At 49.0% G+C, this 14828-nt stretch carries 11 protein-coding genes; 4 read left to right on the top strand and 7 right to left on the bottom strand.

Annotated features, from left to right (window positions below):
• Positions 1 to 336: 336 nt before the first annotated feature.
• The 5 genes from hflC to ACG2F4_RS14475 form a co-directional block, all read right to left on the bottom strand.
• Positions 337 to 1284 carry a protease modulator HflC gene (hflC, locus tag ACG2F4_RS14495; protein WP_395261600.1) on the bottom strand — a complete coding sequence of 316 codons (948 nt, stop codon included), beginning with the start codon at positions 1282 to 1284 and terminating at the stop codon, positions 337 to 339.
• Between the two features lie 12 nt (positions 1285 to 1296).
• Positions 1297 to 2346, bottom strand: coding sequence for an FtsH protease activity modulator HflK (gene hflK / locus ACG2F4_RS14490; protein ID WP_395261599.1), 1050 nt, complete (start codon positions 2344 to 2346; stop codon positions 1297 to 1299).
• 64 nt (positions 2347 to 2410) lie between these two features.
• Entirely contained in the window at positions 2411 to 4939 is a 2529-nt protein-coding gene (locus tag ACG2F4_RS14485; RefSeq protein ID WP_395261598.1) for a PP2C family protein-serine/threonine phosphatase, read from the bottom strand.
• A gap of 513 nt (positions 4940 to 5452) precedes the next feature.
• A complete protein-coding gene (locus ACG2F4_RS14480) occupies positions 5453 to 5902 on the bottom strand; it encodes a BrxA/BrxB family bacilliredoxin (RefSeq protein WP_395261597.1) in 450 nt (149 codons plus the stop codon).
• A gap of 122 nt (positions 5903 to 6024) precedes the next feature.
• Positions 6025 to 6633 (bottom strand): superoxide dismutase, encoded by a 609-nt coding sequence (locus ACG2F4_RS14475; RefSeq protein ID WP_395261596.1) that lies wholly within the window; start codon positions 6631 to 6633, stop codon positions 6025 to 6027.
• Positions 6634 to 6873: 240 nt separating this feature from the next.
• Here ACG2F4_RS14475 and sthA point away from each other — a divergent pair, with 240 nt between their 5' ends.
• From sthA to ACG2F4_RS14460, 3 genes are all read left to right on the top strand, one after another.
• Positions 6874 to 8328 (top strand): Si-specific NAD(P)(+) transhydrogenase, encoded by a 1455-nt coding sequence (gene sthA / locus ACG2F4_RS14470; RefSeq protein ID WP_395261595.1) that lies wholly within the window; start codon positions 6874 to 6876, stop codon positions 8326 to 8328.
• Positions 8329 to 9052: 724 nt separating this feature from the next.
• The gene (locus tag ACG2F4_RS14465; protein WP_395261594.1) at positions 9053 to 9508 is read left to right on the top strand and encodes a hypothetical protein; all 456 of its coding nucleotides are present in this window, start codon (positions 9053 to 9055) and stop codon (positions 9506 to 9508) included.
• Between the two features lie 10 nt (positions 9509 to 9518).
• Positions 9519 to 10436: a hypothetical protein gene (locus ACG2F4_RS14460; protein ID WP_395261593.1), complete on the top strand. Its 918-nt coding sequence runs from the start codon at positions 9519 to 9521 to the stop codon at positions 10434 to 10436.
• A 143-nt stretch (positions 10437 to 10579) separates the two neighbouring features.
• Here ACG2F4_RS14460 and ACG2F4_RS14455 read toward each other — a convergent pair whose 3' ends face one another.
• Both ACG2F4_RS14455 and aspS read right to left on the bottom strand, forming a co-directional pair.
• Entirely contained in the window at positions 10580 to 11290 is a 711-nt protein-coding gene (locus tag ACG2F4_RS14455; RefSeq protein WP_395261592.1) for a DUF429 domain-containing protein, read from the bottom strand.
• A gap of 9 nt (positions 11291 to 11299) precedes the next feature.
• A complete protein-coding gene (gene aspS / locus ACG2F4_RS14450) occupies positions 11300 to 13084 on the bottom strand; it encodes an aspartate--tRNA ligase (RefSeq protein ID WP_395261591.1) in 1785 nt (594 codons plus the stop codon).
• A gap of 333 nt (positions 13085 to 13417) precedes the next feature.
• On the opposite strand from aspS, the gene ACG2F4_RS14445 reads away from it, so the two are divergent.
• The gene (locus ACG2F4_RS14445; protein WP_395261590.1) at positions 13418 to 14071 is read left to right on the top strand and encodes a response regulator; all 654 of its coding nucleotides are present in this window, start codon (positions 13418 to 13420) and stop codon (positions 14069 to 14071) included.
• The last annotated feature ends 757 nt before the right edge of the window (positions 14072 to 14828 follow it).

Here is a 14828-nt window from a genome sequence, read left to right as displayed (position 1 = left end):
CCCTCAGAACAAGGAATTGAGGGTTTTGCAAAGCCCTTTACAATACGTTTTCGATCTTCCTGTATACTTATAAAGGGACAGCCGTGACTTTTTAAGCAAGTTCTAACCCGCATTTCTCACAAGTATTTTGGATAAATTCCTGTAACTTTTTGGGTTACAATAACTTATACCAATTTTTACTGCCAAATTATCATTACAATCTGCAAAAGGCTGCGAAATTTGCCCTTCAGCTTCGTTGAAGGACAAATCGCCTACTCAACGTTCAGAGAGGTACGTCTGCGCGGTCATTTGCCCTTCGCCTTGCTGAAAAACAAATTTCTTGGTGAGAAATCCGGGCTAATTGCCCATATTCTGCAGATATTGGTAAAAGTCGCTGTTTGTCGAGATCACGACCGAGGTCTTCTCATCGAACGTATTGCGATACGCTTCCATCGAACGGACGAACTTGTATAGCTCCCGCGCCTGCGCACTCTTGTCGTATGCATTGGCATAAACGGCCGCAGCTTCGGCATCCGCCTGGCCCCGAATCTCCTCCGCCCTTCGAAACGCTTCTGACTGGATCTGCTTCAGTTCCCGCTCTTTTTCGCCGTTAATACGCGATGCTTCTCCCTGTCCCTCGGAACGGAACTTCTCGGCTATGCGCTGCCGCTCGCTGATCATACGGTCATAGACGGTCTGGCGCACATCCTCTACGTAATTGATCCGTTTAAACCGAAAATCGAGTACGGCCAGTCCCAGGTCGCCGGCCCGCTCATTTGCCAGCTGCTGAATGGTGGTCTGAATAGAATCACGCCCGACCGAAATATCTGCCAGGGAGTCTTCCACCACCTCAGAAATGATTCCCTCCCGGATCGGCTCGCGGTTGGTGGATCGGACCAGCTCCACGAGATCGTGAGAGGCAATGGCGTTGCGGGTTTCCCCATCCAGGATATCATCCAGACGAGATTGAGCACCGCGCTCATCCCGAAGCCGTTTGAAAAACTGGAGTGGATCGGTGATCTGCCAGCGGGCGTATGTATCCACAAAGATAAATTTCTTGTCCTTGGTCGGTATCTGATTCCGATCCCCGTCCCATTCCAGGTAGCGCTTGTCAAAATAATGCGCCTCGTGGATGAACGGGATCTTCATTTTCATACCGGGTTCCGTTTTCACTTCTCCCACCGGTGCCCCAAACTGCGTGATAACCACTTGTTCTGTCTCATCTACAATATAGAAGCCATCCATGGCTACCAGTACAAGGATAGCCAGGATCACTATCATGGATATTTTCGTGATATTTTTCATTGACCTGAAATCTTAGTTATTTCCTGAATTATTTGTATTTGATTCGGATCCACCGCCCGCGCTGCTGCCCGCCTGTTGCAGGGGCGTACCGGAGCCGTTCATCTGCATTTGAAGCAGCGGCAACACGCTGTTACCCTCCTGGTCGGTAACAACTTTATTCCCGATTCTGGGCAGGATTTCCTCCAGCGTTTCTAAGTAGAGGCGCTGCTTGGTCACCTCCGGGGCCTTCATGTATTCTCCGTACAGGTCGTTGAACCGTGCCACCTCTCCCCGGGACCGGTTCACACGGTTCACCGCGTATCCCTCGGCTTTCTGGATCGTCTCCTCGGCTTGTCCGCGTGCGCGGGGAATCACGCGATTATAAGCCGATTTCGCCTCATTAATAAGCGTTTCGCGCTGCTGCTGGGCCTCGTTCACTTCATTGAATGAGGGCTTCACGCGTTCAGGAGGGTTGACATCCTGCAGCACCAGCTGCTCCACTTTAATGCCGGTTTCGTACTCGTCACAAATAGCCTGGATCAACATTTGGCCCTGGTTGGCAACCTCGGCGCGTCCTACCGTCAGCACTTCATTCACGGTGCGGTCGCCCACAATCTGGCGTATGGCTGCTTCCGAAATATCGCGCAACGTCTGATCCGGATTCCTGACCTTGAACAAAAACTTGTACGGGTCTTCCACGCGGTACTGTACGACCCATTCCACATCCGCCAGGTTCAGATCTCCGGTCAACATCAGCGATTCATCCCGGTATCCCTCTTTCTGGTATGTAGACCGCACTCCAGAGCTGGTGGTGCGATACCCAAACTCGAGCTTGAGCTGGCGTTCCACCGGTACAATCTGGACCTCTTCAGCAAGCGGTATTTTGAAATTGAGTCCCGGATCGGCCGTGCGGGTGAACTCTCCGAACCGCATTACCAGCCCCACCTCTTCTGGGTCAACCGTAAAAAAGGAAGTGAATGCAAGGACAAATGCGACCGCCCCGAGGACAATTAGCCTCAGATGACCGCCTAGATTTTTTATTTGCTCGGGCAATTCGGGCCCCGAATATGTTTTTTCTGCCATCGGTTAGTGGTTAAATTTTGATTTATCATTTGCTGACTCAACGTACGGCCTCAGTTGGTCTGCCTCAAACTTTAAGACAGATAATTGTCGTATCGTCGGCCAGTTGGTAATCACTGAATTTCTGAATCCTGCGTTTGATGTCCAGTGCAATTTCATTGCAGGTTTTCTGGTCTGTATCCAGGGACTCCAGCAGTCCTGCGAGATTCTCATAGCCAAACCGGTTGCCCTCCGGATCAACGGCTTCCGGCAGGCCGTCGGAATAAAAAAGAAGAAAATCACCCGGCTGCAAGTTTGTTTCAAGTGCCTGGTAATCTACCCTGTCGAACAGGCCCAGCGGGTATTTCGGGGCCGGAGTGGTGATGAACTCCGCCCTGCCCTCCCGCTTGATCATCGGGAGACAATGCCCGGCATTTGCAATAGTCAGCTTCCTCATCTCCGGGTCATACTGCGCAATAATACAGGTAATAAATGTCTGTGGATCAGTACGATGATAAAGCGTTGGCGCCACTTCACGCAGGATGGAAGCCGGATGATCATTGGACAAGCGAGAGAGCAGCAACCCGCTGGTAAATACGGCATGCATGGCTGCCTTCATCGCTTTACCTGACACATCCGCGATCGTCATCGTAAGAATCTCGGCTTCGGGCCTGCTATTGCGACCCACGACATAGTCAAAATAATCGCCGCCGACCTCAAAAGAGGGAAGGAAAAAACCATATACATCCACCCCCGGTATTGACGGGGGACGCAGCGGCATCAGCTTAAACTGGCTTTCCCGCGCTATCTCAATCTCTTTTTCTACGCGCAGGTGGTTGGCAATACGTTCCTGGTATTGCGGGATGTAGCCCCCCATCTCGGAAACAGAATTCCCATACCTGAAGGATGCCAGCCCGTACAGGAAAGGGAAGCCGAGTATAAAAAACTGGACCCAGGCAACATAACCGATATCCATGCTCCGGGACCCAACATACGGGAGCGTGAATATCGTAACGGCAAAAATCCACCACCCCGTGGAAACGGTCAATATTCCCGCCCGGTCAAACGCATAAATCAGGGCAGGGGCCAGTCCCGTAAACAGGATTACCTCATGCCAGATGGTACCATTTGTACCAAAAAGAGCAGCAGAGCCGGCACACAAAAATCCGAGAAGAATGGCAGCCACAGGATAAAAAATCTTTTTATTCGGAAGCCGCTTCCTCAGAAATCCGACAACAACCCCGATGTGTCCCAGGGCGACCAGCCAGGCGTTGACCCAACCCGACATGTTGATCGTAAGCAGCTTGGGCGAAATACTTGGTTCTGTAAATCCAAACTGGCTGTCATGCTGATAAAAAACCAATCCCATTAGGTAGAGCGCAAGGGACAGTCCGCCCAGCAACACGCCTCCCAGGGCGAAACCCCGGAGCAGTCCATCGCCGGTTTCCCTGAAGAAAAACCGGTATCGCCAGAACGCATCGATCACGTGGAGTTGTTCATCCCCGTTTTCACGAGCAGTGGCCTCCCACCCGATATACGCGAGGGCTCCATACAGTCCGCATACAGCTCCAAATAAAAGGAAATTGAAAAACAGGATGGTAAACATATCATCCGTCAAAAACGGCCTGTGGGTATAAATAAGGAAGAGAATACGCCACAAAAAGATAGCCAATGTAATAGTTACAAATACAAACAGGGCGCGTTTCCACTCTACTTGCCCTTTATTGATATGCTTGATCCCCTTGAAAAATACCAGCACTACCAGCAAGCCGACCGTCAGGTAGAGCACAATATAATATTGACTGTCCGGTGCAAACGGTCTTGCGAACTGTTCCGGTTCGTATTGATCGGTGGCGGCAAAGGAGATCAAGGAAGCCCCATACCTGATCTGCGTTCCGTATTGCCCGTTCACTTCCCTTATTTTGGGCTGTATCTCCAGTATCAGCCGCTCTGGACCAGCATTTGCCTTTTCTATTATCTGCCAGTGAAATGTGGTATTGCTGCCCACATCGGTTTCCGAAACGTTTGCCGAGTTGTTATCGAATGTCGGTGTTACGTCCGACAAGGAGGTATCCCGGATATCCACGCTTGACAGCCGGTACTCGCTGAGATCATAGGCAAAAATATCAGACACAATCTTTTGTGCCACCCCGAGCAGGGAGTCTCCTGGTACAAATGTGGGATTATCAGTGACAGAATTGGTTGCAGCACGGCGCACTTTTCCTTCATCATCATAACGCAGCTGCAGGTGTCCGGCCCGTTCAAACAGGTCAGACTGTGAAAGAGAAAGCGAAGTTTCCAACTCGTCCAGGCTTGTGGCCACGGTAACGAGCCAGCTACTCAGGAAGGCATCCCGCTCATGAAGCTCGCCGGGGCGGGACAGACTGTCGCCCAGCGAGTCAGCAAGTATTTCATAATACCCCAGGTGCTGCGTCCGGGTGCTGAGCATATGCAAACTATCGGTGGAAAATCCCAGTTCGCGGGCAAGCTCAGAAGTTCGGCTCTCAACCGTCGCCCGGCTTTCGTGAATAGGGTTCCCGGCATTAAAATCGACGGATGGACGCAGAAGAAAAAACAGTGCATAGCCAACAGCACCGAGGAAGATCCAATATGCCAAACGTTGCCCCATCTGTTCGTACGAGTAATAGTTGATTCTTAGAAACTACAAGCAAAATTTTGTATAAAACGAAAAGTGACTGAATGCAAAAGTCTTTGCAAAACCGTTGTTTTGGCCAATATCGTCATTTTTTCGGCTTCGAAATCCTCATTTATTAGATATAAACTGCGGTTCCGAATCCGCTCAGGCTTTGATCTTGACCAAAATTCCCGGTTTTTCAAAGCCCTCTGCAAATCACCCTTCATGAATAAGAACCTGATGACGTGATTTGACCTGTGCGAATAGAGACTACGACTTTTAATTCATTTTGTTACTTTATTTTTGAGAAAGGGCTGCCAGTTGACGAATATTTCGACATAACAACAGGTACTTCTTGCCCACATTTCTCTGTGAGACAAACAGGCTTACGGCTTTGAAACAGCAACGGTTTTGTAGCCCATTTTAAAAAAGTAAGGGCACCCGGTTGCTACCAGTGCCCTTACATATAAACAGAATAAAAATCAGCGGTGGCCGTCAGCCCTCTTTGGCCTCCTCGGCAAAAGATTCAAATACCATTTTCAGGTCTTTAGAAATTTCTTCTTTTGTGCGGCCTTCAATCCTGTGACGGGGTATCATCGCCTTGATGTCGCCATCTTTAAAATAGGCGAATGCCGGGGATGACGGCGGGTATTCGCTGAAATATTCGCGCGCCCGAGCCGTGGCCTCCTTGTCTTGACCGGCAAATACGGTGACCATGTGATCCGGTTTTACATCGCTTTCGTCAAGCGCAATTTTTACTCCGGGCCGCGCATTACCTGCGGCACATCCACAAACCGAGTTGATAACCATCAACATGGTACCTTTGTCATATTCCTTCATTGCGCGATCCACATCATCCGGGGTCTTCAGTTCTTCAATTCCCAGTTCCGTGAGCTCTTCGCGCATCCATGAGGTGTCGGGACCTACTCCAAATCCGAATTGCATAACAGTGTGTACTTTTATTAAAGGGGTGTCTGATTCATTTCAAATATAACAAATATATAAAGAATGTGCGACGCATCTTCAGATACGCCGCACAAATCCTTACCCTTTTGCAGTTGATCTGATCAGGTGGCGTCGTTGTAATATTCGTTCACCTGATCCCAGTTGACAAGATTCCAGAAATTGTTGACATACTTGCCACGCTCGTTTTGGTAGTGCAGATAGTAGGCGTGCTCCCATACGTCAACACCCAGGATAGGGGTTAGCCCATCCATGTACGGGCTGTTCTGGTTGGCCGTTGACAGTACCTGCAGCCCGCCGTCTTCATCGACGCACAGCCAGCCCCATCCGGAACCAAACTGGCCGGTAGCCGCATTGTTGAATTCCTCTTTGAAGTCGTCAAAACTACCGAATTCATCATCGATGGCATCTGCAATGTCACCGGTCGGGTCGCCTCCCCCATTGGGAGAAAGAATCGTCCAGAACAGCTTGTGATTGGCAAATCCGCCACCGTTGTTGATAACAGCCTGGCGTTTTTCTTCTGGTACCTCGTCAATGCGTTCGAGCACTTCTTCTATCGGGAGATCGGCAAATTTATGTCCCTCAAGTGCTGCATTCACCTTGTTGGTGTATCCCTGGTGATGCTTGGTGTGATGAATTTTCATCGTGCGTTCATCAATGTGAGGCTCCAAGGCATCATAATCATACGGAAGATCTGGAAGTTCAAAAGCCATAATAATGTATAAAAATTTTATTTAACGGTTTGTTTAAAATAAATTCCAAACAGACTTAACTCTTTGGCTTGCAACGCACTATTGTGCTATTGCAGGAGCGTGTATATAATCATTTTTTCTGTAAAAATCGTTCCCGAAAGTCTTAACAATGTTTTAATGAAACCGATGCAGCATTGCTTGCTCATTTCTGGTATTTTAACATGAATTTTGAATGTTGTTTTCAGTTAAAAACACAAAGGTATGTCTCACGAATACGATGTAATTATAGTTGGAAGTGGACCTGCAGGTTATTCCTGTGCCATGCAGAGCTCCAAATTTGACAAAAAGGTGCTGGTCGTTGAAGCCCATGACAGCAACCTGGGGGGAACCTGGATCAACCTGGGAACCGTGCCCAGCAAGGCTCTCCGGGAATCGGCCAACACAATCAAAAAATTTGACACGCAGTTCGGAACCAGGGAAACCCGAAAACCGTATGAGCGCTTCCGCATGGAGGACCTGCTGCAATACAAAAATGCAGTATTGGAACAGGAGAATAAAAAGGTAAAGAATGACCTCATCAAAAATGAGGTTGATGTGGCCCGCGGATTCGGCCGTATTGCCGGGGAGCACACCGTAGAGGTCGAAACGCCCATCGGAACCACCGAACGGTACAGCGCAGACCGGATTTTGCTCTGTACCGGAAGCAGCCCTGTCTATCCAACAAGTTTTGAGATCGATCACGATAAAGTGCTGGACTACAAGTCCATTTTCGGCCTTACCCATATTCCCAAGCGCCTGGCGATCATCGGCATCGGCGTGAACGCCCTGGAATATGCGACCACGTTCGCCGCGCTGGGGACGCGGGTGACCATGCTAAGCGAGGACCAGGAGCACCTGACGTTTTTGGATGAGGAGATCCAGGACCACCTGGACCAGGCGCTGGCCGATCAGAGTATTACCATTAAAAAGGGGGTACAGGTTGAAAGTATCGAGTATAACTCCATACGAACCTGTGTAGAGGTCCGTTTTAGAAAACTGCAGGGCGATGACCGATTGCAGGTTATAGAAACCGAGCACGCACTCTACATGGGGGGAAGCAAACCCAACACCGCTGATATCGGGCTGGACAAGGTCCAGATCGAAATCGACGATGAAGGGTATATTCCGGTGGATGATACCTACAAAACAAAAATTGACAGTATCTACGCCGCCGGAGATATCATCGGGTTTCCCCGGCTGGCCTCGGCTTCTTTCACCCAGGGACGTCTCGCCGCCTGCAACATGTTCGACATACCGGCCAAAGACATCCCCCAGCAGATTCCCTTTGGCATCTACACCCTGCCCGAAATGTCGCATATCGGGCTGACCGAGCAGCAAGCTATCGATGAGGGAATAGATGTGACCGTGGGACGCGCCTATTTTAAAAATATTGCCAAAGCGGATATGATGGGCGACCCCAGGGGCATTCTCAAACTTGTCTTCAGCACTGATTCTTTTAAACTACTGGGCGTGCACATACTCGGAGACCAGGCCTGCAACCTTATCCACCTGGGGCAGTCCGTGATGGCTTTTGACGGTGATATCCGCTACTTCATCCGCAACGTCATGAATTATCCCACCCTGAGTGAAGCCTACCGGCGGGCCGCCTTCAACGGAGTCAACCGCGTGTACAAAGCGGGAGTGAAATATAAGAAGATACTCGAAAACGGTGGCTAAGACCGGTGATAAATCGGTCAAAAACAGATTGATAAATAGTGTGAGCCGGCGGTTTATTGATACTGGTATTGAGACTACGGGAATACTCCCATTTTCCGCTCAGTCCTTTGAAATTTTGGGGCGGCAGGCCACCGTATCGGGACCGTGCCGGCCGCCCCACTTCTCTCCTCGGTTGGTCGCTGTGCCATAATATTTTGAGCTGGCGTTCACACCTGCATACCACGGGCGTGTTGAGATACTCCGCGTTATTCCAGTGACCCGATTGATGGGGGGGGGGCAGATCCCGATCCCCGAACGTTTAGAAGACGAACCTTTCACGGCCTGTAATCTGTAAGATTTCGACCCTGAACCTCGTCAGGAGATTTATTCCCAAGCAAGGCGACAGGTTAAGCTCAGTCACCTCACCGCGATATGTGGTTTGTTTCAACTGTGCGTTTGTAAAGCACTCCACCGGACTCAAATACAGGATCCTGCAAAACTGTATCTTTGACGAGCCTCCTGCAAACATACAATGCAATCTCCTTTTGGAGGCATAGACCAGGAGGTGACTTTGCTGTCCCCGGGAATGATCGCTGGTTTTGATATAGTATTCAAAAATTAAATAATTGTTAACATTTACACTTATTCAAGATAATTAATGATGCTAAATGTTATCTTGAATTGATGTAAAACATTCATTCTTAATAAATCAAAGTTGACTATGGAGAGAGGAATATTATCTAAAATGAAGAACGTTTTACTCGTTTGTTTCCTGGTAAATGCGGTCTTGGTAAGCACCCACAAGGGAGAGTTCTGGCCATTCAGTATATTTCCCATGTTTTCGCAAGCGGGCAACCCGTGGTCGCGTGCGATTGTTGAGGAGGTGGATGATCCCGCCAGGGCAGATTTGTGGGATACCAAACCCCTTGCTGATGTAAGCGATCGTGTAGTGCCTCTCAGCGAGCATGGTATTGATGATATCGATTTTGCCAACTTTATATCCAAGACGGAGAAGTGGGATAACGAGCGTATACAAGCGCTTCGAGACCTGTTCCGGGCTGAACGGATGGGGGATATGAAGTGGCTGGCCACCCGGGTTACCGGCTACATGACGGAAGATGATTCGGTTGTCGTTAACGCCATCCCGTTGCTGCTGGTTACAAAAGACACCACATATAAGAATCCAAATCTATTCAAATAGAAGAGGACCCATGTTACGGACTTTCACCAATTCTATTAGCAGAAATCTTTTTGAACCTGAGCACCCCGATTCCCTGGGGACCAAGGTTTATTACCGTCTTTTCGAACTGTTCACAGTGGTCTACTCCATTATCTACGTATGGAAGTGGGGACTTTATACCCAGCGCCTGAGCGATGTGGTTTTACCGCTGGGCCTTGCCCAGTACATCGATGTGGAACTGTTTTTGGGGACCTACTTTCCCCTGGTCAACGCCGGGCTTCTCACCATCTTTGTGATCAGCGCCCTGTTTTTTGACAAGGCCAAATGGCTGTACGGGGTTGCCTTTATATTGCTTCATTTGCAGTATGTGACCCGGTACAGCCAGGGCGAGATTCCCCACAGCCAAAACATGGTCGGGTTCTGTCTTCTGGGCCTGGGAATCGGAAGTGTTTTCTTCAAAGACAGGGAGCACTCATTACATTTCGGGCTCGGTTTTGTCGTCTTTTTCCTGGGACTCGGCTATACCACCGCAGCCTTTTCCAAACTGGTTGCAACCGGAGTTACGTGGGTCGACGGCCATCACCTTTGGCTGTGGATTGCCGAAAAGGGAACCGATGTGCTTTCAGATAAAGGAACATTTCAGTTGAACTGGGTACAGGAGGCAGCGCTTCAAAGTCGCACCGTGGCCACCCTGTTTCTCACGGCAGGACTTTTGACAGAATTTTTCGCTTTCCTGGTCTGGTGGAAACGATACCGAACGCTTATGTTTATCGGCATTATCGGCTTGCACATGGGTATCTATATAACGATGAATATCCTGTTTCTCTCCTACACGATCGGGCTCTGCATCATCGGGCTGCCCTGGCACCGTGTCATTGACCAGGGTTTAAAATATTTTGGAAAAATGAAACAGCGTTCTGTTCAAAGCGAATATCGCTCCCGGTATTAGCAATGCGTATTTATATTTGTAGAGGACTTTGCAAAATCAAAGCCTCAATTCCTCGTTCCGAGGGAGTTGTATTCCCGTTTAAAAGTCAATAAGGCCAATGGTACAACCACCTCCAAACAAATGGCAGGTTCTGCAAAGGGCCCTTATACGTAATGGATAGCCATCGGAAGGCCGGTGGAATCGGTGGGCGGATCTTCCGGCAGCGTCTTTATCGGCTCTTCAAGCGAACGGAGCGCAAACAGCGCCAGCGCCATGGCATCCACGATGTCGTCCTCCTCCACCTGGTTTCGCCGGTATTCCTCCTTGATATCCCGGAAAAAGTCGTCGGCAAATTTGCTCTGCTCCTTCAACAGCCCGAGTCGATGACGCAGCCCTTTTTTGGTCTGTTTTTTTTGCAGAATCGAATTGCCGCCGTTTAACTTCTGAAACAGCAGCTCGGGGTGACTCTCAAATACTTTTCCCCGGAAATCCTCATGTTCCTGCAGCAGGCGATCAACGGAACGGATATTGGGGGTGATATTCCATGCCTGGATGGAAATTTTCTTGCCCGTGGTCTCGTAGCTCTCCATCGAAGCCTCCGCATAAGTGGGCGAGTGGAGCGCCGGCCGGATTGGAGGATCAAATACGCTGGCCTGGTAGTCGGGACCAAGCACCTCGCGCAGCATCTCATCGCATTTTCGGGTATAACTTACATCATTTAGCCCGATCGGGACATCGATGAAGATGCGATCGTATTCCCGAAACGTCTCTTCAAGCTCACTGTCCGACTCCAACAGCCAATAGCCGGCGTGCTCCTCATCCAGACTAATAGCGATCCAGCCCACTTTGCAACCGTCAATTCCTACTGTTTTCAACTTGTAATCCTAGTTTTGTTCTTTAATATCTTCCTGCAGCCGAATGTGTAAATCGTCCAGCTGTTCCGGGTCCACATAATCGGGACTTCCGTCCATCAGGTTTTGAGCCTTCTGGTTTTTGGGAAACGCGATCACATCGCGCAGGCTTTTGCCACCGGAAAGCAGCATCACGATCCGGTCGACCCCAAGCGCGATACCGCCGTGGGGCGGGGCGCCATATTTGAAAGCTTCCAACAGGAAGCCAAACCGTTTTTCAGCTTCTTTATCGTCAATGCCCAGCAGAGCAAACATCTTCTGCTGGAGCTCCCGGTTGTGAATACGGATCGACCCGCCGCCGATCTCATATCCGTTCAGTACGAGATCGTACGCCCGCGAGCTCACCTCGGAGGGGTCCGAATCCATCTTCTCGATATCCGCAGTCTTGGGTGAGGTAAAGGGGTGATGCAGGGCATGATAACGCTGCGAATCTTCATCCCACGCCACCAGCGGAAAGTCAGTCACCCAGAGAAAGTTATACTGCGATTCATCAATCATGCCGTGTTCCCGGCCCATCATAAGGCGAAGTTCGCCCAGCTGCTCGTAGACCGTAGGTTTGGGTCCGGCAAGTATGAGGATCAGATCGCCCATCTCGGCATCCGCCTGGTCAATCATCGTCTGTATCGTCTCATCCTTCAGGAATTTCCCGACACTGCATTTTGTGCCTTCCTCCTCGTTCTGCTTGATATAGACGAGTCCCTTGGAGCCGACCTCGTCCTGCACGCGCTCGGTCAGGCGGTCGAGGGCTCCACGGCCCATCGTACCCTGGCCCGGCACCTTGATGCCCAGCACGCCGCCACCGCTCTCAACTGTTTTGGAGAATACCCTGAATTCCGACTCTCTCACCAGTTCCGAATAATCCACAAACTCCATCCCGAACCGGGTGTCCGGCTTGTCAGTTCCGTAGGTTTTAATCGCCTCTTCATAGGTCATACGGGGAAACGGGGCGGAAATATCTTGTTCCACCGTATCCTTCATCAACTTCTGCATCAGCCCCTCGGTGGTATGCATGATCTCATCTTCATCCACAAACGACATCTCCACGTCAATCTGTGTAAACTCGGGCTGGCGATCGGCCCGCAGGTCTTCATCCCGGAAACATTTCACAATCTGGAAATAGCGGTCATATCCCGATACCATCAGGAGCTGCTTGTACGTCTGGGGACTCTGCGGCAGGGCAAAAAACTTTCCCGGGTTCACCCGGCTGGGCACCAGGTAGTCGCGGGCGCCTTCGGGAGTACTTTTCATTAAGAAGGGGGTCTCCACCTCCGCGAAATCCCGGTTGTGGAAATAGGTGCGAATCGAATGATACGCATCCGAACGCAGCATCATATTTTGTTGCACCTCATTGCGGCGCAGATCCAGGTAACGGTATTTCAAGCGCAGCTCTTCCCCGGTCTCCAGGTTATCTTTAATCTCAAAAGGTGGAGTTTCCGATTCAGAATAGATCCTGACCTCATCCACAAACACTTCAATATTGCCGGTGCCTATATCGGGATTCACCGTCTCTTCCGAGCGTTTTTCCACGCGCCCCTTGATTCCCAGCACATACTCATTCCGGATCTCTTCTGCAATGGCATGGACATCTCCGGCCTCTTCCTTGAACACGATTTGGGTAATCCCATAGCGATCGCGCAGGTCAATGAAAATAACCCCGCCCAGGTCGCGCCGCGCAGAAACCCAACCGTTCAATATTACCTGGTCTCCGATGTTCTGCTCGGAAAGTTCACCGCAGGTGTGCGTACGTTTCAAACTCATAAACTATTGTTCAATGTTTCTTTTTCCAGTTAAAAGGCTGAAAATAAGTAATATGGCAACCAATCGCCTAACGATTATACAAAGAATATCGGAGGCCGGGCAACACAGGAAGAACCGTCGGGGGAAGACCCTCTTCATCGGTTTCAGGCAGCAAAAGAATGATCGTTGCCCCATCAACGTTTGGTTATGTTATAATCATTTAATTTGCAGAACTAGCGCTTTTCCATTTGCTTAAGTGAGTGAAATAATTACCTTGAATTATATAGATGATTCATCATCTCTTTTTTTTAAGTGATGAACTAGAGGGTCGACAAACCAGGCGGGGTGTACTACATGCAACAGATAGATGTTGTGGTTGCTGATGACCACGAAATTCTTCGATTTGGAGTGACAAAATATCTAGCCTCAGCAGAAGATATCAATATCGTCGGTGAGGCTTCTACGGGAGATGAATGCATTAAACTTTTTAGAGAGCACTCTGCGGATGTATGCGTGCTGGATATAAGCATGCCTGAAAAGGATGGAATTGAAACAGCAAAAGAACTACGCAATATTGATTCCGAGGTAAAAATCCTGATTCTCTCCATGCATATTGACAAAGATATCCTTGACAAGGTGCTTGAGGCCGATATCAACGGCTACCTGCTGAAAAATGCCGAAAAGTCGGACCTGCTGCAGGCGATTCGTTCGGTAATGAAAGGGCAGCAAGTGTTCAGCGACCCCATCTCCAAATTGATTACCAACTCGTACCTCAACAAACCGAATGAACAGCCGCAGGAGCTGGATATCAACATTACGAAACGGGAGCACGAAATTTTGACATTGATCGTCGAGGGGTATACCAGCCAGGAGATCGCAGATCAGTTGTATATCAGTCCACGAACCGTTGACACCCATCGATTTAACCTGATGCAGAAGTTGGAAATTAAAAACACCGCCGGCCTGGTTCGCTTCGCCCTGCAGAACAATCTTGTTCCCTCTGAGTAGCAGAGAACTGTTTTTTTACATAAATACGTAATTTTACGTATCCAAAATACGGCCTTTTATCTATTGATGCGTGTCGCTGTGTAGATTATGTTAGTAGTGCAAATGGGGTAATAGCCGTCTGTAGATGATATTTAGCAGTCCATCCTTGATTGGAGGGCTGCTAATTTTTTTGTACCTGCCTTAAAACGAGGAATACAAGCTTTCAATTTGCTCCACTCGCAGGGCTTGGTTCTCGATTCAATAGTTAGGGCTGTTCGATATCCAGCCACAACAACTTGAGTGAACGCATCGCGGCTGCCATCTCTTTCAACCTAATTCCGGTGTCGGAGTACAAACTTTCACGTACCAAATTACGCCTTTTTTTCGATTGATGACCTTTCCAATTGCATGTATGTTCGTATACACAACTAGGATACTGATCGCCTGTAGATGACATTTAGCAGCCACTCTTGACCGGGGGGCTGCTAATTCTATGCACGCCCTGCAAAACTCCTCACCCATCCCATCGTGGATATCCATAGTAGAAGTATCGGCCCCTTCAACAAAGTAAAATGATTATAAGTAATTAATTAAAAAACAGATATTTAATCATAATAACTTATACTATTAATTCCTTTTGGATATCTAAAATTATTACTTCATTTATTTATAAAACTCTTTTTACATACATAGTTTTACGTATATAAATTTACGATTTTTTATCTATTGATGGGTCCCCATCTGCCGATTATGTTAGGAGTGCAAATGGGGTAATAGC

The sequence above is a fragment of the Halalkalibaculum sp. DA3122 genome, from assembly GCF_043951865.1.
In the GTDB taxonomy this organism is placed as follows: domain Bacteria; phylum Bacteroidota; class Rhodothermia; order Balneolales; family Balneolaceae; genus JAMQKA01.
This window is presented reverse-complemented; position numbering and strand designations above follow the sequence as displayed.